This window comes from Agarivorans albus (genome assembly GCF_019670105.1).
GTDB classification, from domain to species: domain Bacteria; phylum Pseudomonadota; class Gammaproteobacteria; order Enterobacterales; family Celerinatantimonadaceae; genus Agarivorans; species Agarivorans albus.
On sequence record NZ_AP023032.1, the window covers coordinates 1366112 to 1386793 of the forward strand.

At 44.0% G+C, this 20682-nt stretch carries 19 protein-coding genes; 8 read left to right on the plus strand and 11 right to left on the minus strand.

Annotated features, from left to right (window positions below; genetic code table 11):
• Positions 1-30: 30 nt before the first annotated feature.
• From K5620_RS06290 to cysK, 9 genes are all read right to left on the minus strand, one after another.
• Positions 31-177 (minus strand): DUF2897 family protein, encoded by a 147-nt coding sequence (locus tag K5620_RS06290; protein WP_084682008.1) that lies wholly within the window; start codon positions 175-177, stop codon positions 31-33.
• 64 nt (positions 178-241) lie between these two features.
• Positions 242-943, minus strand: a complete 702-nt coding sequence (locus tag K5620_RS06295; RefSeq protein ID WP_016403643.1) for a hypothetical protein — start codon at positions 941-943, stop codon at positions 242-244.
• On the minus strand, positions 943-1632 hold the full coding sequence (locus tag K5620_RS06300; RefSeq protein WP_016403642.1) for a M15 family metallopeptidase: 690 nt from the start codon (positions 1630-1632) through the stop codon (positions 943-945). Before K5620_RS06300 ends, K5620_RS06295 begins: the two co-directional genes overlap by 1 nt.
• A complete protein-coding gene (gene dapE / locus K5620_RS06305; RefSeq protein ID WP_016403641.1) occupies positions 1625-2767 on the minus strand; it encodes a succinyl-diaminopimelate desuccinylase in 1143 nt (380 codons plus the stop codon). Before dapE ends, K5620_RS06300 begins: the two co-directional genes overlap by 8 nt.
• 4 nt (positions 2768-2771) lie before the next feature.
• Positions 2772-3137 carry an ArsC family reductase gene (locus tag K5620_RS06310; RefSeq protein ID WP_016403640.1) on the minus strand — a complete coding sequence of 122 codons (366 nt, stop codon included), beginning with the start codon at positions 3135-3137 and terminating at the stop codon, positions 2772-2774.
• A gap of 319 nt (positions 3138-3456) precedes the next feature.
• Complete coding sequence (gene crr, locus K5620_RS06315; protein WP_016403639.1) at positions 3457-3966, minus strand: PTS glucose transporter subunit IIA; 510 nt, start codon at positions 3964-3966, stop codon at positions 3457-3459.
• A gap of 44 nt (positions 3967-4010) precedes the next feature.
• Positions 4011-5738: a phosphoenolpyruvate-protein phosphotransferase PtsI gene (gene ptsI / locus K5620_RS06320; RefSeq protein WP_016403638.1), complete on the minus strand. Its 1728-nt coding sequence runs from the start codon at positions 5736-5738 to the stop codon at positions 4011-4013.
• 51 nt (positions 5739-5789) lie between these two features.
• Positions 5790-6047: an HPr family phosphocarrier protein gene (locus tag K5620_RS06325; protein ID WP_016403637.1), complete on the minus strand. Its 258-nt coding sequence runs from the start codon at positions 6045-6047 to the stop codon at positions 5790-5792.
• Positions 6048-6460: 413 nt separating this feature from the next.
• A complete protein-coding gene (gene cysK / locus K5620_RS06330; RefSeq protein ID WP_016403636.1) occupies positions 6461-7429 on the minus strand; it encodes a cysteine synthase A in 969 nt (322 codons plus the stop codon).
• Between the two features lie 420 nt (positions 7430-7849).
• Here cysK and K5620_RS21700 point away from each other — a divergent pair, with 420 nt between their 5' ends.
• Positions 7850-9325: an HD-GYP domain-containing protein gene (locus K5620_RS21700; RefSeq protein WP_016403635.1), complete on the plus strand. Its 1476-nt coding sequence runs from the start codon at positions 7850-7852 to the stop codon at positions 9323-9325.
• On the opposite strand, the gene K5620_RS06340 is transcribed toward K5620_RS21700, so the two are convergent.
• Both K5620_RS06340 and cysZ read right to left on the minus strand, forming a co-directional pair.
• On the minus strand, positions 9322-9618 hold the full coding sequence (locus K5620_RS06340; protein WP_016403634.1) for a hypothetical protein: 297 nt from the start codon (positions 9616-9618) through the stop codon (positions 9322-9324). The genes K5620_RS21700 and K5620_RS06340 overlap by 4 nt on opposite strands.
• Positions 9618-10379: a sulfate transporter CysZ gene (gene cysZ, locus K5620_RS06345; protein ID WP_016403633.1), complete on the minus strand. Its 762-nt coding sequence runs from the start codon at positions 10377-10379 to the stop codon at positions 9618-9620. Before cysZ ends, K5620_RS06340 begins: the two co-directional genes overlap by 1 nt.
• A 102-nt stretch (positions 10380-10481) precedes the next feature.
• Between cysZ and smc the strand changes: the two genes are divergently transcribed.
• The 7 genes from smc to K5620_RS06380 all read left to right on the plus strand — a co-directional run bounded on the left by smc (position 10482) and on the right by K5620_RS06380 (position 20675).
• Positions 10482-13907, plus strand: a complete 3426-nt coding sequence (gene smc, locus K5620_RS06350) for a chromosome segregation protein SMC (protein WP_040307621.1) — start codon at positions 10482-10484, stop codon at positions 13905-13907.
• Positions 13908-13927: 20 nt separating this feature from the next.
• Complete coding sequence (gene zipA, locus K5620_RS06355) at positions 13928-14914, plus strand: cell division protein ZipA (RefSeq protein WP_016403631.1); 987 nt, start codon at positions 13928-13930, stop codon at positions 14912-14914.
• A gap of 71 nt (positions 14915-14985) precedes the next feature.
• The gene (gene ligA, locus K5620_RS06360) at positions 14986-16995 is read left to right on the plus strand and encodes an NAD-dependent DNA ligase LigA (protein ID WP_016403630.1); all 2010 of its coding nucleotides are present in this window, start codon (positions 14986-14988) and stop codon (positions 16993-16995) included.
• Positions 16996-17157: 162 nt separating this feature from the next.
• Positions 17158-18000, plus strand: a complete 843-nt coding sequence (gene focA / locus K5620_RS06365; RefSeq protein WP_016403629.1) for a formate transporter FocA — start codon at positions 17158-17160, stop codon at positions 17998-18000.
• Between the two features lie 223 nt (positions 18001-18223).
• On the plus strand, positions 18224-19534 hold the full coding sequence (locus K5620_RS06370; protein ID WP_016403628.1) for a hypothetical protein: 1311 nt from the start codon (positions 18224-18226) through the stop codon (positions 19532-19534).
• A gap of 67 nt (positions 19535-19601) precedes the next feature.
• A complete protein-coding gene (locus K5620_RS06375) occupies positions 19602-20024 on the plus strand; it encodes a hypothetical protein (RefSeq protein WP_016403627.1) in 423 nt (140 codons plus the stop codon).
• Positions 20025-20111: 87 nt separating this feature from the next.
• On the plus strand, positions 20112-20675 hold the full coding sequence (locus K5620_RS06380) for a c-type cytochrome (protein WP_040307620.1): 564 nt from the start codon (positions 20112-20114) through the stop codon (positions 20673-20675).
• The last annotated feature ends 7 nt before the right edge of the window (positions 20676-20682 follow it).

The following is a 20682-nucleotide window of genomic DNA, read 5'->3' on the forward strand; positions in this document are numbered from 1 at the left end:
AGCTTGGGGAGTTTACTATTAATGGGCGATTTAACGTTGCTCTGAGTCGTGCGACTTTATTGATTTAGGCAGTTTTGTCTTGATGCTAAATCGGTCCATGTGCCTGAGCAGCATCAAGTTGCCAAGGATAAACCCCAGTACCAGAGCAATGATAAGAATAACGTATCCGATAGCCATGGTAAGCCTCCAAATCCTGATATGTGGGTATTCAAACTAGCTGTGCCAAAGCTAGTTTAGCCTGTTAAACGCTGAGTGCTTGAAGCTTAAGGCTAGAAATAAAGCTAATAAACGCCACGGCCAATAATAAGGGGGCTGGCGGGGCTGTTTTCTTTAGTTGCGGGAATAACCACAACAGAGTTGCTAGCAATAACAAGCTGCTCATTACTACAAAGTGCTTAACTGTATCAGATTGTTCCAAGAGTGTTTGGTTTAAAACGAGATAAATACACACTGCCACAAGGCTACACATTGCCGCAGCAAGCCCGGCAAATGGCAGTAGTTTATCAAAGCTTGTTAAGCGGTGTTTAGCCTTAACCATTAGCCAGTGAGCAATTGCCGCCGCACAAGCAATGAAGCTAAAGGTCCCAATACTATGTTGCAGCAAAACAACCGTAGCGGCTAATAACAGTGGCATACCCATTAACCACCAAAGGTTAATATTTAGGCTGCGTTTGTGTTTAAGCTTGTTGATTTTGAAAGTAAGTACCCAACCGATTAACGCACTGGCGAAGACTAAGCCTACTAACCAAGTTGCTTGTTGGCTTTCAAATCCACTTAAACCTGCCAAGGTTATAAAGCTAACAAGTGTGCTTAATTGACGTTGAATTCTGCCTGTTTGCCCAGGGCATAACTCTCCCTTATGTAAAACCAGCATCAATACAAGAAAGGCCAGTGCAGAACAACTAACAAGGCTAACAAACAAGGTGGTATACAAGCTTGGCATTAGGTCTCCGGTAAACAGATATTGGTAACGTATTGGCTAAAAATTTGTTCGATGTGCTGTTCAATACAAGCGAAGCCTGCCACCTGGTTATTTCTTAAGTGTTCTAGGGTTTGGCTAGCATCGAGTTTGCTCATCATTGTTTGGCTGGTGGCTAGGTGGCTCAAGTGCCATGGTTCAAACTCTACGCCGCCCTTAAAGCGCAGATAAGGGTAGAAAAAACCAAAATCTTGAGCATATTCATTTAACCATATCGATAAGGCGTGCTGGCAACCTTGCTCTGCATACTCTTGGGGGATGAGTTCTAGACGAGTTCCTGATGGTAGTAGTTTGGGGTCGTAGAAATCAAAATCGGTGCCCCAATGATGGCGGCTGGTGCCAGGTAAAGCAGACCAACGCAAAATAGCATGCAGCTTTTGCTCATCGCTTAGGCTTGAGATATCCAGTGGGCGACTATTGGCATCAAGAATTGGACGCAGACCATTCCATTTGTTATTCCAGATCGCCAGTTGGCGGTGAAAATCTCGATAACCACTAAAAATGCTTAGGTTAAACCCAGCCCGCGCAGCCGCTTTGATAAGCTTTTTGAGATCAGATAAAACCAAGCGATGAACCCAAGCAAGCTCGGAGTCATCAATTAGTTCGCTCTTGTCTAGCCCATAAAGGGCTAGAGGCTTGGCAAGTTTACTCATTGCCGCCAAGAACGTTTACTAACAGCTCGTAGTACATATCTGCTAACTGTTCTAAATCAGCCACTTTAACGCACTCATTCACTTTATGAATAGTAGCGTTAACTGGGCCAAGCTCGACCACCTGTGTCCCCATTTTTGCAATGAAACGACCGTCAGACGTGCCTCCAGTAGTGAGTAGCTCAGGAGCTTTCTTGGTTACCTTGCTGACCGCGTTGCTCACCGCAGACAAGAAGTCGCCTTCCTCAGTTAAGAATGGTTGGCCATTGTAGGTCCAATCTAACTGGTAATCTAAACCGTGGCTATCAAAGATATTGTGTACCCGTTTTACAATCTCACTATCCGTTAGCTCAGTTGAGTAGCGGAAGTTAAATTGAACATCTAACTCACCAGGAATCACATTAGAAGCACCTGTACCAGCGTGAATATTGGCAATTTGAAAGCTTGTTGGTGGGAAGAATTGATTACCATTATCCCAATGCATTGCCGCTAGTTCTGCAAGAGCTGGTGCAGCATCATGAATAGGGTTTTTAGCTAGGTGGGGGTAAGCCACATGGCCTTGCACACCTTTTACCGTTAAATCTCCAGTTAATGAGCCGCGGCGACCATTTTTAACTACATCACCAACGTGATGAGTAGAGGATGGCTCACCCACCAAGCACATATCAATCAGTTCGTTACGTGCCATTAAGGTATCGACCACGCGGGTTGTACCATTAATAAAAGGTCCTTCTTCATCAGAGGTGATTAAGTACGAGATAGAACCTATGTGATTAGGGTAATCAGCCACAAATCGCTCAGTAGCAACGACCATGGCAGCTAAAGAGCCTTTCATGTCAGCCGCTCCGCGCCCATGTAGAATGCCATCAATAACAGTGGGCTCAAAGGGTGGGGTATGCCATTTTTCTGCAGGCCCAGGAGGTACTACATCAGTATGTCCAGCAAAACAAAACAGTGGGCCGGTATCACCTTTACGCGCCCACATATTGGTGGTGTCTTCAAATACCATTTCTTCAATGTTAAAACCAACTGCCTTTAGTCGGTCGGCCATTAGCTTTTGGCAATCGCAGTCTTCAGGGGTCACCGACGGACGGCTGATAAGATCTTTTGCTAAGTGTAAAACTGGGCTATCTGACATGGATTTATGCTTCCGGAGAAAAGAGTTGTTGGTATTGGTCGGCTTTAAAACCAAGCGTGAAAGACTGGTCAACTTGAAGTAACGGGCGTTTAATCATTGCTGGATACTCGGCCAGCAGTTGAATGGCTGTATCTTTATTTAGGTCAGCTTTTTGTTGGTCACTTAGCTGGCGATAAGTGGTTCCACGTTTGTTCAAAACGACTTCCCAACCCAGCTGTTCACACCAATGGCTAATTTGTTCAACACTAACACCATCTTTACGATAGTCGTGGAAGCTAAATTCAATGTTGTGTTCGTTTAACCAACGGCGGGCTTTTTTAATAGTGTCGCAGTTGGGGATCCCGAACATTACTATGTTTGTTGCAGACATGTATGTTCCCTTTTTTATTTTGGCTAAGAATACCAGAGCTGAAGGCAAAGCTCATCGACCAATTTAGCTGGTAAGGGATTTATACCAATCGTACTAAGTAACTGTTCATTTTATCTGGTTAAAATACTCGATAACTGCGTTAGAATTTTTGATTGTAGAATAACTACTTATCGAAAAATCCTGCCTTATTCTCGAGTATTTTTCCTACGTTATTTCTGAAAACTTACTTAGTGTGAATGGTATTAAGGCTTTGAGTGAGTTTAAGGCAAAAAAAACCACGCTAAATAGCGTGGTTTAATCACTTAGGCAAAAGCCCAGTTTATTTAATAATGGTTAGTACCGGCGTTTCGCTAATGGTTACAGAACCTGATTTTTTCACTAATTCTTTAATCTCGTCCATGTTAGAGATAACCACGGGCGTTAGCGTTGATTTTGCTTTTTCTTCTAGTACGGCTAGATCAAACTCAATAATCACATCACCTTGTTTCACTTCTTGGCCTTCAGCCGCGATACGAGTGAAACCTTCACCTTTTAGCTCAACGGTATCAATACCGAAGTGAACAAACAGTTCTACGCCGTCGGTTGATTCTAGTGAAAACGCGTGGTTAGTTTCAAAAATCTTACCAATGGTACCATCACATGGCGCTACCATTTTGTTACCGCTTGGCTTAATCGCGATACCATCGCCCACGATTTTCTCAGCAAATACTACATCAGGCACTTCTTCAATAGGAACGATTTCACCTGATAGTGGGGCGATAATATCGATCCCGCCTTTGCTTGAACTATCATCTGAAACCATTTTCTTGAATTTGTCGAATAGACCCATTATGGCGCTCCTAAATTCTTATGTATTGTGCAGTTGTAACTATCTTAACAGACGGAATTTTGTTTAACAAAAGTGTCAACTAACGTTTCAATTTCAGCGGCTGTTGGCAACGCTAAAGCTTGATCGGCTAATTTCTTCACATCAGCATAGTTTGAATTACGGATCAGTTTTTTGATCCTTGGTATAGAAATGGCACTCATTGAAAATTCATCTAAGCCCATTCCCATCAATAACAAGGTGGCAGTTTCATCACCAGCCAACTCACCACACATACCTGTCCACTTACCTTCAGCATGTGAAGCATCAATAACTTGCTTGATTAAAGTAAGGACAGCGGGTGACATTGGGTTATAGAGTGAAGAAATAAGCTCGTTGCCACGATCTACTGCTAGAGTGTACTGAGTTAAGTCGTTGGTTCCAATACTAAAGAAGTCTACTTCTTTAATTAAATGGTGAGCAATAGCCGCTGCTGCAGGTGTTTCAACCATTACGCCAACTTCAACTTCTTCATCAAAGGCGATGCCTTCAGCACGTAACTCGGCTTTTAGTGTATCTAACACACCATTTAACTTGCGAATCTCTTCAACCGAAACAATCATCGGGAACATAATGCGCACTTTACCAAAAGCAGACGCACGTAATAGCGCACGAAGTTGAGCATTCATAATTTCTTCTCGGTCGAAGAAGATACGAATTGCACGCCAACCCAAGAATGGATTCATCTCTTTTGGCAAATCTAAGTAAGGTAAGTCTTTATCGCCACCGATATCCATAGTACGGATAATCACTGGGTGGCCTTGCATCGCTTCTACTACAGCTTTGTAAGCTTCGAACTGCTCGTCTTCGCTAGGCAGTGAGTCACGATCCATGAACAAAAACTCGGTACGGTATAAACCAACACCTTCTGAGCCGTTGCGGTGAGCGCCGTCTACATCTTTAATGGTGCCAATGTTGGCACATACTTCAATTTGATGGCCATCTAAAGAAACCGCAGGTAGGTCTTTTAACTTGGCAAGTTCAGCTTTTTCATCGATGTAGCTTTGTTGGCGCTGTTTATAGGTGGCTAGTTGCTCATCGCTTGGGTTGATAACAACTTCATTGTTTAATGCATCTAACGCAATGATATCGCCATTTTTAACCTGTTGGGTTACGTCGTTGGTACCAACAACAGCTGGTAGCTCTAAAGAGCGAGCCATAATAGAAGTGTGAGAAGTACGACCGCCGATATCAGTAACAAAACCTAGTACTTTATCTAAGTTAATTTGAGCTGTTTCTGAAGGGGTTAAATCGTTGGCGACTAAAATTACTTCTTCAGTAATAGTACTTAAAGAAACAATCTCGATGCCTAGAATGTTTTTAACTAAACGAGAACCTATGTCGCGAAAGTCCGTTGCGCGTTCTTTTAGGTAAGGGTCGTCTAACTCGGCTAGCATCTGCGCGTTTTGCTCGATAATGGTATGAGCTGCATTGTCGGCGCTAAGCAAGTTATCTTTGATGCAGGCTAGAATTTCCTCTTCAAGCTCTTCATCTTCTAACAGCATGATATGTCCTTCGAAGATAGCTTCTTTCTCTTCACCGAAGGTTTTACCTGCCATTATTTTAATTTCTTCGAGCTGTGCAGAAGTTTTATTACGTCCATCGAAAAAGCGTTGTACTTCGCTTTCTACCTGCGCTGCGTCGATATTTGTTTGGTTAATCACTACTTCTTGTTCCGCAAGTAGCAGTGCTTTACCAATTGAAATTCCTGGAGATGCCAGAATACCTGAAATCATAACCTACACCTATTTAGTTGAACTGATTAACGGACTTATAAAAATGCTGACTTATTCAAGTTCATCCATTAACGCAACTAGTTTTTCTACAGCGGCAGTTTCGTCTTCGCCTTCAGCGCGAATTACCACACTAGTGCCTTTAGTTAGGCCAAGAGTTTGTAGTTTAAAAAGGCTTTTGGCACTGGCAGATTTGCCATTACTCTCAACAGTGATATCGCTAGAAAATGCTTTTGCTTCTTTTACAAATTGTGCCGCAGGGCGAGTATGAAGACCATTTTCGGCGGTGATAACAACACTTTTCTCAAACATACAATCATTCCTCAAGTTAAATTATGTCGCCTATAGCTTGATATAAGCTTAGACGCTTATTAGTAAAACGTTTTCGAGAAAAAAATAACGTAAAAGCCTTTGGTAAAGTTTAATCTACGTCAAATTTTCCTATTTAGTTGTACAGTGTTACTTAATATTACATAGGGGTTTTGTCTGTAACCCTATGTAATTTAATAAATAATACTAATTTATCGAAGTGAACAATGTGTCAATTTTGATACCTTTTGTTACAAAATGATACATTGTGAAGCGCATTATTTAGCGGTTTGGAGTATAGTTTTTGCAGTTTTGTTGCACAAGTCTTAATGGTTAATTTTCTTTGAAAATAAAGTCTTTGTCGCAAAAAAAAGCAACCTTCACAGGTTGCTTATTGATTACTTGCTTAAATTTACTTATTGAACGTTTTCTTGTTCAGTGAAAATGTTAGCAAATAAAGCACTTGATAAGTAACGCTCACCTGAGCTTGGCAGAATCACAACAATCGTTTTATCTGCAAATTCTGGCTTTTCAGCGATACGGTTCGCAGCTACAACAGCGGCGCCTGAAGAGATACCCGCTAAAATACCTTCTTCTTCCATTAAGCGTTGAGCCATAGCTATAGCGTCTTCGTTAGTTACTTGCTCAACCGCGTCAACCATTTCTAAATCTAGGTTGCCAGGGATGAAGCCTGCACCAATACCTTGAATTTTGTGTGGACCAGGAGTTAGATCTTCACCCGCTTTAGCTTGCGCAATAACTGGAGAATCAACTGGCTCTACTGCAACAGAAGTGATGCTTTTGCCTTGTTCCAGTTTAATGTAACGGCTAACACCTGTAATTGTACCACCGGTACCCACACCCGCTACAAACACATCAATTTCACCGTCTGTATCTTCCCAAATCTCTGGGCCAGTTGTTTTCTCGTGAATTTCTGGGTTAGCTGGGTTATCAAATTGACCTAGTAATACGTATTTCTCTGGGTTGCCATCACGAATTTCTTCAGCTTTACCGATAGCGCCTTTCATGCCTTTAGCGCCTTCAGTTAACACTAAGTTAGCACCCAATGCTTTAAGCAATTTACGACGCTCTAAGCTCATGGTGTTTGGCATGGTAAGGGTGATTGGGTAACCGCGAGATGCTGCAACAAATGCTAAAGCAATACCGGTATTACCACTGGTAGGTTCAATGATTTCTTTACCTGGACCCAATAAGCCTTTCTTTTCTGCATCCCATACTAAGTTTGCACCAATACGACATTTAACACTGAAGCTTGGGTTACGGCTTTCTACTTTAGCCAGTACGTTACCTTTGCTTACGCGGTTAAGGCGAACTAGCGGAGTGCGACCGATAGTCAGGGAATTGTCTTCGTAAATCTTACTCATTGAAACGTCCTTTTTAAGGTTAATAGGCTTGCTACAATCAGTGGTTATCGGCACTTAGCAGCATTACTGTGTTACTAGCATAACGCGCTATTCGGGAAGGGGAAGTAACGTTTATTTATAACGTTATGTAATTAAGAGATAAATTGATATGCCATAAAGCTAGGATTTGTAGAAGACTTGTGAATAAATGCAGTTATAGCTGGCTCTAGGTCTATTATTGAAGCTATAAGCATTGTTAGTTTTAAGCTGCAATTGGACTAGATGATGAGGCAACCACAAACTTGCAGTGCCAAAACTGCGAGCTGATTAACTATTATCTTTCATCCCATTATTTTGTTTAATAGTTAACATACGGTTGTCTGGTATAACTTTACACTGAAGCTTAATAGCGTTTAACAGCTAAAAGGATGAGAGATACAAATGGAAAAGGTTGCGCGTTTAGCAAGTAAGCACTGGCTAATTGCCATGGTGTTGTTTTCTATTTATGGCGTTCAAGTTTGTCCGTTTTTGGAAGCTCAAACGCCTCTTCAATTATTACTCCCTATCATTATTAGTTTTCTTGTCACCTTGTTGGCGAGGCGCTTTGCCTGTTTGGCAATAGAGAAGAAGCCAAAAGAACAGCAAGTAAGCGCCCAGTTCACTCTCGATTTTTCACTGTTTTTAATCATGGCCTTAAGCATCGTTAGTTATAACTTAATGATGTTTGAGCCGCCTTGGGAGTCAAACTTAAAGGTTATTTTAGGTTTGGCTGCTTTGGGCTTTTATGTAGCGGCAGATTTAGCCTTGTTTAAGGAGTGGCAAATTGCTCAAGACTTAGAGAGTGCTGGCCAACACTTACAGATTAAGCCGCAACCTTATTCTGTTAGTCAAAAGTTTTCAGCCTTCGCAGCGGCCAGCGCTTTCGTGCTAGCAGGTGTTATCTTTTTGGTGATTAATAAGGATTTAGATTGGTTGGTAAATGTTGGTTCAGATCTCTACCCGATTGAAGTGGCTCAGCGTTATATTGTTATCGAACTAAGCTTTGTATTGCTGGTGGTATTGGCCTACGTGCTAAGAGTAATAAGCAGTTACTCACGTAACCTAAAGCGTTTGCTAGAAAACGAAAATCATAGCTTGGCTAAGGTACAAGCCGGCCAATTAGATACTCAGGTCACCATTAGTAGTAGTGATGAATTTGGCTTGATAGCACAGCGCACTAATTCAATGATTGCTAGTTTACAACGCAGTACTTTGTCGCTTCAGCAAACGCGAGATATCGCCATTCACAGTTTGGCGACACTAGCAGAAACCCGTGACAATGAAACCGGCGCGCATATTCTACGTACCCAGTACTACGTTAAAGCCTTGGCTGAGGCACTGCAAAATGAGCAAGGTTTTAGCAATTTATTAAGCCCTCAGATTATTGATTTAATCTATAAGTCAGCCCCCTTACATGACATAGGAAAAGTGGGGATCCCAGACGCCATTTTACTTAAGCCCGGTCAACTTGATGATGAACAGTGGCAGATCATGCGCCAGCATCCTGAAATAGGAGCCGATGCTTTAGCCGAAGCTGAACGCCAGTTTGGCAGTGAGGATGCGGCCTTCCTGCAATATGCTAAAGAAATCGCTTTATCTCATCACGAGAAATGGGATGGAAGTGGTTACCCCGAAGGGTTAGCTGGAAATGACATTCCCTTAAGTGCGCGCTTAATGGCCTTGGCAGATGTTTATGATGCGCTCATTTCTAAGCGGGTATACAAACCTGCTTTTTCTCACGACAAAGCTAAGCAGATTATTTTAGAAGGGAAGGGCTCGCATTTTGACCCTGCAGTAGTTGAGGCATTTTGCCGATGCGAGCAGCAATTTGTCGAGATTGCTGCTCAATATAGTGATAAACCAGAGTGTGCCGCTTAGTTGCTGTAAACCACAATGGATACGCGGTAGCGATCTCTTTTAGGGCTGCGCTCTACGGTATAAACCGAGTAGTGGCTAGCGTTTTGGGTACTGGCCCATTCCACGGCTTCTTTTTCCGCTAAATCTAAGTCCAAGTTGCTCAAAAAGGTTTTTTGGGCCACTTTGGTTAAATTCATTTCCTGGGCTTCGCCGTAGTTTATCTTTTGCAGTGCGCTGGCTGCTGCCATCACAGAGCCCGCACTCAGTAAGCTGACACTTAGTACTAAGCCCGATAATAGATGTTTGGTTTTCATTATTGCTTCTCCTCGACCAGCTTGTCTCGATAACTATCGACCCAAATTGCTGTGGCACCACATACCGCCACCGGCATGATAATTAAGTTTAATAGGGGTACGGTACTAAAAAATAAAACGATCGCCCCAAATCCACTGTTGCGAATGCGGTCTTGCTTAAGTTGATCACGCATAGTAGCAAATGGAATGCGATGATTGTCAAAAGGGTAATCAATGTATTGAATGCACATCATCCAAGCACAGAATAAAAACCACAGTACAGGCGCAATAGTTTGGCCAATGGCAGGGATTAAAAACAACAGTAATAATCCCAAAGCTTTGGGTAGCCAGTACCACAGCTTTTGCAGTTCTCGAGAGAAGATGCGTGGTAAATCTTTGATGAGTTCGACTATCGACATGTCGTCGACTTTTTTGCCACTAAGGTGCATTTCAACTTTTTCAGCTAATAAGCCGTTAAAAGGCGCTGCAATCCAGTTTCCAATAATGCTAAAGGTAAAACCAAACACCATCAAAATAGCGATTATCGCCGTTGGCCAAATTAACCAGCTTAGCCAATCTAGCCAGCTTGGTAAGTAATCAATAATTTGTTGAACCCAAGTGCCTAACTGTTGGTATAAAAAGAAGAATGCTGCACCAAACAACAGAATGTTAGCGATTAGAGGAATCATCACAAAAAGCCGAAGACCAGGTTGAGTAATTAAGCTAAAACCCTGGGCGATGTAAGAAATTCCGCTGCGAGAAGCAAGCGAATGCTGCGTCATTGTTGTGATCCCTCGTTTGTTTATGGACTCATATATTACAAAGCGTTGATAGCTCTGGTAAAGTCTTGCTTAACAATAGCAACAAATTAAGCAAAATCATTTATGCGCTTGAAACAAATCCGTCTCGCCGGGTTTAAATCTTTCGTTGACCGAACCACCATCCCTTTTCCCACCGATATGACAGCCATAGTAGGGCCAAACGGCTGTGGCAAGTCAAACGTGATCGACGCTGTTCGCTGGGTATTAGGTGAGAGCAATGCCCGCCATTTGCGCGGTGGCTCTATGACCGATGTTATTTTTAATGGTTCAACCAAGCGCGCCGCTGTATCTAAAGCCATGGTGGAATTGATTTTCGATAACCAGCAAGGGCGAATTGGCGGAGAGTTTGCTAGTTACGCCGAGATTGCCGTTCGCCGAGAAGTTAGTCGAGATGGTCAAAACAACTATCTGCTAAATGGTGCTAAATGCCGTAAACGCGATATTACCGATTTGTTTTTAGGAACGGGTCTTGGTCCGCGCAGTTACGCGATTATTGAACAGGGCATGATTAGCCGTTTAATCGAGTCGAAGCCACAAGAGCTGCGGGTGTTTATCGAAGAAGCAGCTGGCGTGTCTAAGTATAAAGAACGCCGACGCGAAACTGAGCTTCGCATTAAACACACCGATGAAAATATTCTGCGTCTGCGAGATATCGAATCAGAGCTTGCGCAACAAGTCAGTAAGCTTAAAACCCAAGCGCAAGCGGCTAAGCGTTATCGCCAGTATCGAGAGCGTCATCGTGAACTAAAGGCACTTATTTGTCTTCAAGAGTTGCGCCAGTTAGACGCGAGCATTGATAAGGGCAATCAGGGGAATGATCAGGCCGAACAGCAGCAAAGGCACGAAGAACACCTGATAACTCAAACGGAAAACCAGCTTAGCTTGCTTAACCATCAAATTGCAGAGCAGCAAGAACAGATTCAAAATCTGCAGCAGCAAAGTTACCAACTTAAAACTGAGTTGGCGAAACTTGAGCAGCAACAATTACATACCAAGCAACAACAAAGTCAGTCGCAACAAAGTCGCGACCGCAACTTAACTCAGCAAGCTGAAATTAACACAAGCTTAGAGGTGCTAAGTGAGCAGTTAGCGCTGGAACAAGAAGCCATCGCAGAACTAGAATTGCAACAAGAAATGCAGCAGCAAGTGTTGTTAGAGTTAGAGCCACAGCTGGAAGACGCCGAGCACCAGCATGCCGATGCCCTAGCTGAGAGTAATGCCTTTTTAGCTGCGAGCCAACAGGCGCGTCACTCTGTGCAGCAGTGCGAAGCCCAATTGCGCCATTGTGAGCAAATGCAGCAGCGCCATAAGCAGCAGATTGCTCAATTAGAGCAAAGCTTAAGTCACACCACCGATGGTGATGAAGCTGCTCTAAAGCGTTTAACTCAGCAGCTCGACGAAAGCGAACCCAAACAACAAGATCTTGAGACGCGGTTGGCACAGTCCGAGGACTCTAAGCAGCACTTAGCCGACAAACTAGCGGCCTGCCAACAACAATTGCAACAAACACAATTACAGCAAACTGCTGAAGAAACCCGCCTGCAGGGTGTAGACAAATTGCTTGGGCAAGTTGAGCAGACAGCCCAGCAGCCACTGCTTGATGTTTTGGGCGTGAAGGCTGGATGGGAGTTGGCTGCAGATGTGGTTTTAAGTACATGGCTACAAGCGGAGTGGTGTGAGCAACTAGACGCCCAGTTTCCCTTAGCATTAAGCGCAGTTGCGCCTGAACTAAGTCATCAGCTCGCCCCTCAGTTAGCAACGTTGAGCAGCTTAGCCGAACAGTTAGAGAATGTTGAGCTTGGATACTTATGTGGCCAAGTGCTAGTGGTAGATAATCTTGAGCAAGCGATAAGCTTGCGAGAGCATCTAAGTCATGAACAATCATTGATAACCGCCAAGGGCGAGTGGGTAGGAAAATACTGGCAGCAGTTGAGCCCACCGAACTACCAACATTCTTTGTTAAGTCTGCAACAAGAGCGCCAGCAGCTACAAGAATTATTGGCTCAGTTGGAGGAAAACGCTACTCAGATAAAGCTTGAACAACAAGACCTGCAGCAGCAATCTCAGCAACAGGCTGAACAGATAAAATGGCTAAGCCAAAACTTAGCGACAGTGAAGGCCGAGCTTGCCGACTGGCGCAGCCGCTTAGCCTTATTAGAGCAACAGCAAGCCTTTGCCAAGCAACAAGCCGAGCAAATACAGCAGCAAATCGCCGAGCTGCAGATTACGCAGGAGCAAGATCAAGAATCGCAGTTTTTGCTTGAAGAGCAACTTGAACAGCATCAGGCTGAATTAAACCAGCAAAGCGAAAAGCAAAAATACTTGCAACAACAAACTGCACTGGCGACAGATACTCTAAAGCAGCAACGCTTGAGCTTGCAGCAACAGCAACAAGCTAGTCATCAGCAGCAATTGTTATTGCAGCAACAGCAAGCAAAATATCAAGCCCAACTGCAGCAGCAAAGCTATCAGCGGCAAAAGTTGGCTGAGCTTGAACTGCAGTTGCAGGCGCAGCCCGAAGAGCACGATGAGCAACTAGCCCTGCTTGGTGAGCAAATAGAACAGTTGCTAGAGCGACACTTAGAATTGGAAGAGCAGCAAACAGGCGCTAGCGAAGCACACCATAAAAGTGTTGAACAACAGCAAGCTTTGGCTCAGCAGTTAAAAGATGCGCAGCTACGTTTAAAAGAATTGATTGAGCAAGGTACGCAACAACGAATTGAGCAGCAAAGTTTGTTAGCGCGTCGAACCGTATTGTTAGAGCAACTAGCGGAGCAAGGTGAAAACTTAAAACACCTTGAGTTGTCGTTGCCAGAAGCCAGCTTAGAAGACGATTATGCCAGTGAACTAAGCCAAGTAGATGCGCGCTTGAAGCGATTAGGCGCGGTCAACTTAGCAGCGGAAGAAGAATTTGAACAGCAGAATGCACGTTATCAAGAGTTAAGCACGCAACTTACTGATTTAGAAGCCGCTATTGAAGTGCTGCAAACAGCAATCGCCAAAATAGACCGTCAAACTCGTTCTAAATTTAGTGAAACTTTTGCTAAAGTAGATGCAGACTTACAGCAGCTTTTCCCCAAGGTTTTTGGTGGGGGTAAGGCTTGGCTTGAACTGTCTTCCGACGACTTACTCGAAACTGGTGTAACTATAATGGCGCGACCTCCGGGTAAAAAGAATGCTAGCATTAGTTTATTGTCGGGCGGAGAAAAAGCGCTGACTGCCTTGGCCTTGGTTTTTGCTATATTTCGCTTAAATCCTGCGCCATTTTGTATGCTTGATGAGGTAGATGCACCGCTAGATGAAGTAAATGTGGGACGTTTTGCCGATTTAGTGCATAGTATGTCTGATACGGTTCAATTTATATTTATCAGTCACAATAAAGTGACAATGGAAAAGGCCTCGCAACTTGCCGGGGTAACAATGCAGGAGCCAGGCGTATCACGCTTGGTAGCAGTGGATATCGCAGAAGCGATAGCCATGGTGGAATAATAGCTTTAGAGAACAGTTAAATGCAGGAATTACGCATCGTACTTATCGTTGTTGGAATCATTTTAATTATTGCTTTGCTCGCTCATGGTTTTTGGAGTAGTCGCAAACAACGACCTGAAAAACTGGTTAGTCCCAAAAAATCTTTAGGGGCTCAAGAATCTTCAGCAACACGTGATGAACAAGGTTTTGATGATCTGGGTGTAGGCCAAGCTCGGGTTATTGGTGACCCTATTGAAGATGCTATTACTCAGCAAGAAGTAGCTCCAGCCGCAAAACCTGCGGCTAAATCAGCCGAAGTAAAAGCAAGCCCAGATTTTGCCGCAGAGCCAAGCACGCCAGTGCAGCGCAAAGAGCCTGAATTTAGCTTTTCTGCGGTAGATGAAGCGCCAAGTATTAGTGATAGCCAAGGTTTAGAGGGCTTAGAACCTAAGGCCAATCCAGAGGCTGTGAGTGTTGAACCTGAGCCAAGTACTTTGTCTAGCGAACCAGAGTTTGCCTTTGATATGGATGAAGTAAAAGAAGAACTTGTAGAGCCTGTTGTGGAAGAACCACAAGAGCCGGTTAAAGATCCTAATGCACCCGATGATGTGTTTATCTTAAATGTTATGGCTCAGAGTGGCCGTTACTTAAAAGGTGCTGCGCTGTTAGCAAGCTTAGACAAAATAGGTTTGCGCCATGGTGACATGGATATTTTTCATCGTCACTTAGATAACAGCGGCACGGGTCCGGTGATATTTAGTTTGGCGAATATGGTTAACCCTGGCACTTTTGATATTGATGCCATGGACCAGTTGGAAACCCGTGGTGTGAGCATTTTCATGACCGTGCCATGTAAGGGCGAACCAACTAAAAACTTTGCCTTAATGTATAACGCAGCAATGACCTTGGCTAAAGATTTAGACGCGATAATGTTAGATGACCAGCGTAATCCTTTGACCAAGCAAACCGTTAATCACTATGAGCAACGGGTGCGTGAATACGAGCGTAAGCAACTGCTCGTAAACTAATAAATTGTGTGTATTTTTAAGCCTTTCCAATACATGTATTTGGGAAGGCTTTTTTATTTGAAAGGTCTCTCATGGACAAGCCAGAACAACAAATTGAGCAGCTAAGAACTCAACTCGAGCAATATAACTATCAATATTACGTATTGGATGAGCCTTCGGTTCCTGATGCTGAATATGACCGCTTATTTCGAGAATTACAGAGCTTAGAAAAGCAGCATCCAGACTTATTGCGAAGTGACTCGCCTACCCAGCGTGTTAGCGGAACGCCGCTATCAGCCTTCGATCAAATTCAGCACGAAATGCCAATGTTGTCCTTAGACAACGTATTCAGTGAAGAAGAGTTAAGCGCCTTTAATAAACGTTTGCAAGAGCGATTGGTGACAGCTGATGCAATTACCTATTGCGTCGAACCCAAGCTTGATGGCTTAGCCGTGAGCATTTTGTATGTTGATGGTGTGCTACAGCAAGCTGCAACACGTGGAGATGGCAGCACCGGTGAAAATGTTACCGAGAATGTGAAAACCATTCGCTCTATTCCTCTGCGTTTACGGGGCAATAACTGGCCCGCCAGATTGGAAGTGCGCGGTGAAATATTTATGCCTAAGGCGGGTTTTGAAAAACTTAACCAGCAAGCAATCGAAAAGGGTGAAAAAGGCTTTGCCAACCCACGCAATGCAGCAGCAGGAAGTTTGCGACAGTTAGACTCGCAAATCACTGCTACGCGTCCTTTGGCATTTTATGCCTACTCCTTGGGCGTGGTGAGCGAAAGCTTAAGTCAAAGTCATTATCAGAACTTACAAAGCTTAAAAGACTATGGTTTACCGGTGTGTCCTGAAGTGCGCACTGTTAGCGGCAGTGAGGCGTGTTTTGCCTATTACCAAGAAATTGGTGAGCGCCGCAATAGCCTCGCCTATGAAATTGATGGCGTTGTTTACAAAGTAGATAGTTTGGAACTGCAGCAACAATTGGGTTTTGTTGCGCGAGCACCTCGCTGGGCAACCGCCCATAAATATCCGGCTCAAGAAGAAATCACAATATTGCGAGATGTAGAATTTCAGGTTGGGCGAACTGGAGCGATAACTCCCGTGGCCCGTTTAGAGCCGGTTTTTGTTGGTGGCGTTACGGTGAGTAATGCCACCTTGCACAACGCTGATGAAATTGAACGTTTAGCGGTGCGCATTGGTGATAGCGTGATTGTACGCAGAGCGGGTGATGTGATTCCGCAGGTAGCCGGAGTCATCCTTGAGCGTCGCCCAGAAGATGCAAAAGAGATAGTTTTTCCCGAAAGCTGCCCGGTGTGTGATAGCGCCATCGAGCGTATCGAAGGTGAGGCTGTTGCGCGTTGTGTAGCAGGCCTACGTTGTGGTGCGCAGCGTAAAGAGGCACTAAAACATTTTGTTGCCCGTAAAGCTTTAGATATAGACGGTATTGGTGACAAGTTGGTAGAGCAGTTAGTCGAAGCTGAGTTACTGCAAACCCCCTTAGATTTGTTTCACCTTGCGCAGCAACGAGACGCCTTGTTGGGCTTAGAGCGCATGGGCGAGAAGTCTGTCGATAAGTTGCTTGCCGGTATCGAAGCAGCACGAGAAACCACTTTGGCGCGTTTCATTTACTCTTTAGGGATCCGTGAAGTTGGCGAGGCGACAGCTGGCAACCTTGCTCAACATTTTAAAAGCTTGCCCGCAATAGCCGGTGCTAGCCTTGAACAACTCCAAGATGTGCCGGATGTGGGTGAAATTGTTGCTAAGCACCTGCGTTTCTTCTTCACTCAAGAGCAAAATGCAGAACTAGTGAATGCGCTGGCCGAACAACTCAGTTGGCCTGCGATAGAAGATAAGGCGGAAGAAGACTTGGCCATGAACGGTAAGGTAATTGTACTTACCGGCACCTTAAGTCAACTTGGCAGAAGTGAAGCTAAACAAGCGCTGCAAGCCTTAGGCGCTAAAGTAACCGGCAGTGTTTCAAAGAAAACCGACATTGTGATTGCCGGTGATGCGGCAGGCTCTAAGCTGACTAAAGCCCAAGATTTGGGCATTGAAGTATGGAATGAACAACAATTAGTTGATTTGCTGCAAAGCTAAGTGAAAGCTCTCTCACTATCACTACTATAAAGGTCCGCTAGTTTGCTAGCGGGCCTTTTTGTTGAATAGTCACTAACAACCACTTTGATTGCTTGGCTTAAATGGCTTGTTATATGTCGATTCAGCTACGCTTAATTAACCACCACCAATAAAGTGATCCCTATGAGTCAATTCGATTCCTTGCTTCCACCCCAAATGGCTGAACGTGCTGCCGACGTTGGAGTGAGTAAAGCCACCAAAGATCCGCTTAAAGCATTTTTACTTGCCCTTACTGCTGGCGCACATATCGGCATAGCCTTTGTTTTTTATACCACTGTAACCACTGGTGCGGGAGATTTTCCTTGGGGTTTTACCCGTTTAATCGGCGGTATGGCATTTAGCTTAGGCCTGATTTTTGTGATTATTACCGGTGGTGAATTGTTTACCAGCTCTGTATTGACGCTGGTGGCAAGAGCCAGCGGTAAAATCTCATGGAAAAGCTTATGTGTTAATTGGTCATTGGTTTACTTAGGTAATTTGGCTGGTGCTTTTGTCTTAGTTTCGCTAATGCTAATGACCAAGCAATATACTTTTGCCGAAGGAGAGGTAGGTATCAATACCATGCGTATTGCCCAGCACAAGCTGCATCATGATTTTTTTCAAGCAGTTGCCTTGGGCATTATGTGTAATGTGTTGGTATGTATCGCAGTATGGATGACGTTTAGCGCCCGCAGTTTAACAGACAAGGTAATGGTGATGATTCTGCCGGTAGCAATGTTTGTCTCGGCGGGCTTTGAGCACTGTATTGCCAATATGTTCCAAGTACCTATGGCCATTGGCATTAAAAATCTTGCTGGCCCCGAGTTTTGGCAAGCAACTGGCTTAAGCCCAGCAGACTTTGCCGATCTCACTTTTGGCAACTTCTTCATCAATAATTTAATTCCGGTCACTCTCGGTAACATCATTGGCGGAGGGGTATTTGTGGGGTTAGGTTATTGGCTCATTTATCTACGAAAGCCCGATTAACCGCGTTTGTTGCATCGTTAGGGTGCGATTGTTGAGCACTTAACTAAGCCTGCGGCTAGCCAGTATTTACTGCGCTTAACTTAGCCACAGCTTGGTTTTGCTGAACATTGCGGTAGGAACATAGCGCAAATAGTGATTCCTCTGAATTATTACCTCTTTTGGTGTATATTTTGCTTCGTTAATTCTTGAGTTTAGTTGTTGTACTTGGTGATTTAGGTAGTTTATGTCGGTTCTTTCTCCAAATAGTGTTTTTACTTCGCTTCAGCAAGATGGCCCCTTTGCGGTAAGCCGTGATGCTTTTGTGGCGCACCCATTTTCTACTGGCGTTCGCAGCTGGGTAAAACGCTTGCAGCAAGATAGTAATAATGTGTCTAAATACCGGGCGCTGCGAAGCCAGATATTTGAGTTCTTGGGCATCGACAGTTTTTCACAAATTCAGAACTTGATTGACGACGTTAGCTTGCGTAAACAGCGCAGCGAACGAGCATTATCTTTATTGGGCAATATGTTTGGTATTGATGGCAACTTGAACGAAATTGAGAGCCGAGTTGATGAATATGCGCGAACTGCAGATGCGGTCATTCACTCAATTAAGGGAAAAATTCTTTCTCCTTATGCTTCGCATATTGAAAATACCAACGAAATTGAGGTTACCAATAATCCGGTAGAGTTATTGCTGATAATGTTCAATGATGACTACCACAAAAAAGCTCGCTTTGAAGCGCGACGCAAACTGATTTTGATGACCCTGGCTGGCAGCATCGAGCAGCGTGAGCGAGAAACTGAAATTGAAAACAAGTTTTCAGCATTTCTTGAGTTTTTAAACGGCTACGTGTGGAGTAAAGAGCTCAAGATTGGGGAGCTAGACCCGGTTTATTTACACTCGAAACACCTTAACGACGATTACGCCTGTAGCGAGGTTAAAGTATTAAACCCTCAACAGGCCAAGCTTATTCAACGTGGCGAGCGTGAAAAACTCACCTTGTTAAAGCGCCGAAGTTTTACTGTGGGCGAGCGTAAAATTCCAATCTACGTTTCTATTCGTAAAAAGCCGCCAGAAGCAAAAGTATTAAAGCTATTGCGCAAAAACCAGAAGAACCCCGCGGTGGCGGTAGATGACGAACTTGGCTTAATGGCGGTTCTAGATTCGGTTAGCGATATTAAGGCCTTTCAAAAGCACCTCACGCGCAGTGCTTCTAGCGCAAATTCCTTAATGGTGCTAGAAGACATTTCCGATACCCTAACCGATAGATCTGAGTATCGCGGCAGGGCAGTGGGCTCTAGTGAAAAAACGCCAATGATGAAGTTTTTTGCGCGTTTAGGCGGAATGCGGGTGGAGTTTATTATTCATACCAACCGGACTTGGCTCAATTATATGTATCAACAAGATGTTGCTCACAATGAGTATGAAGTAAAGCGAATGTTCGATACCGGGGTCATTGAGCTGCTATTCCCGATGGATATTTTCCATTTGAATCACCGTAAAACCCGTGATGAAATGATTCAGTTTTTTAGGAAACAAATAGAGGCTTAAGCCTTAAAGTCTGCGGCAAGTCTAATAACGCCATCAAGCCAACGAGCTGGCTTGCAATGGTATATTGGTGGCGCTAGAGTGTTGGTTAAATAAAGTTGTTGGTTTTGTGTTGTTGAATTTGGCGCGTTTTTCATTAGTGGTTTATACAGCTCTGGCATTTGCTTTAACTAGCATAAATGCAAGTGCTGGTGCGCTCATCGAGCAGCAACACACGGCTGAAGATATCTTGGCAATCGGCCACTCACCGATGCAAGATTGTCATGTAAATGCTAGTTCTTCTGCGGCAGTCAATATCGATGGACATGCACTAACACACACAATGCCTATTGGCGGCAGTTGTTGTACCGTAATTTGCATGGCTCCGCCGCTGATGAATTTGCTCAAACTCAATATTGCAGAATCCCCGAGCAGCCTTTTAGCTTTTTCCTCTACCCGCAGTATTACCCTATTCAATACTGCTGAGCCTCTATATCGCCCTCCTATTGGTTAAGTTCCCAAGATTATAAGCATTATCAGTTTTTGGATTGATAGTGGAAGCATTAAGCCCCTAGTTAGATGGGCCAAAAGTGGAACAACAATGAACATATCTTTTTATAGATTGGTAGCTGCGATGCTGCTTACCGCCTATGCAAATTTGGTTTATGCAGAGCCGAATGAAAATGCACTTGGTGAAAACCTGTATTTAACTATTGGCGGTTACGGATGTGCTGCTTGCCATGGAAAATACGCGAATGGGGCGGGGAACGTGGGTGGTAACATTCGTGGTGCCAGCTTAGAGCAGTTTAATCACGCCTTAGAAAATGAACCAACTATGCAGTTGCTAAGCGACGTTTTAGTACCAGAGCAACGAGGGTTGATTGTGCAATACCTGGCTAGTTTAGGTGCAATGCCGCTTGTGGAGTGGAGCATCGGTGAAGATACCGACATTAAAGCTCAGCAGCTTATACCCAAACAGTTGAGCCAGTTGGTTGTTAAAAATGACACCTTAGTTGCTATAGCGGTGGATCTTAGTCCCTTGGCAATAAATCAAACATTACATATAGAGCCTTTAGATACCCAAGCTGTGCAGTTTATTGCGCCTGCTTTTTCGGTAAGCCTACAAGTTAATGGGCAGGCTCTACAATTACTTGTGAACGAATAAGAGAATA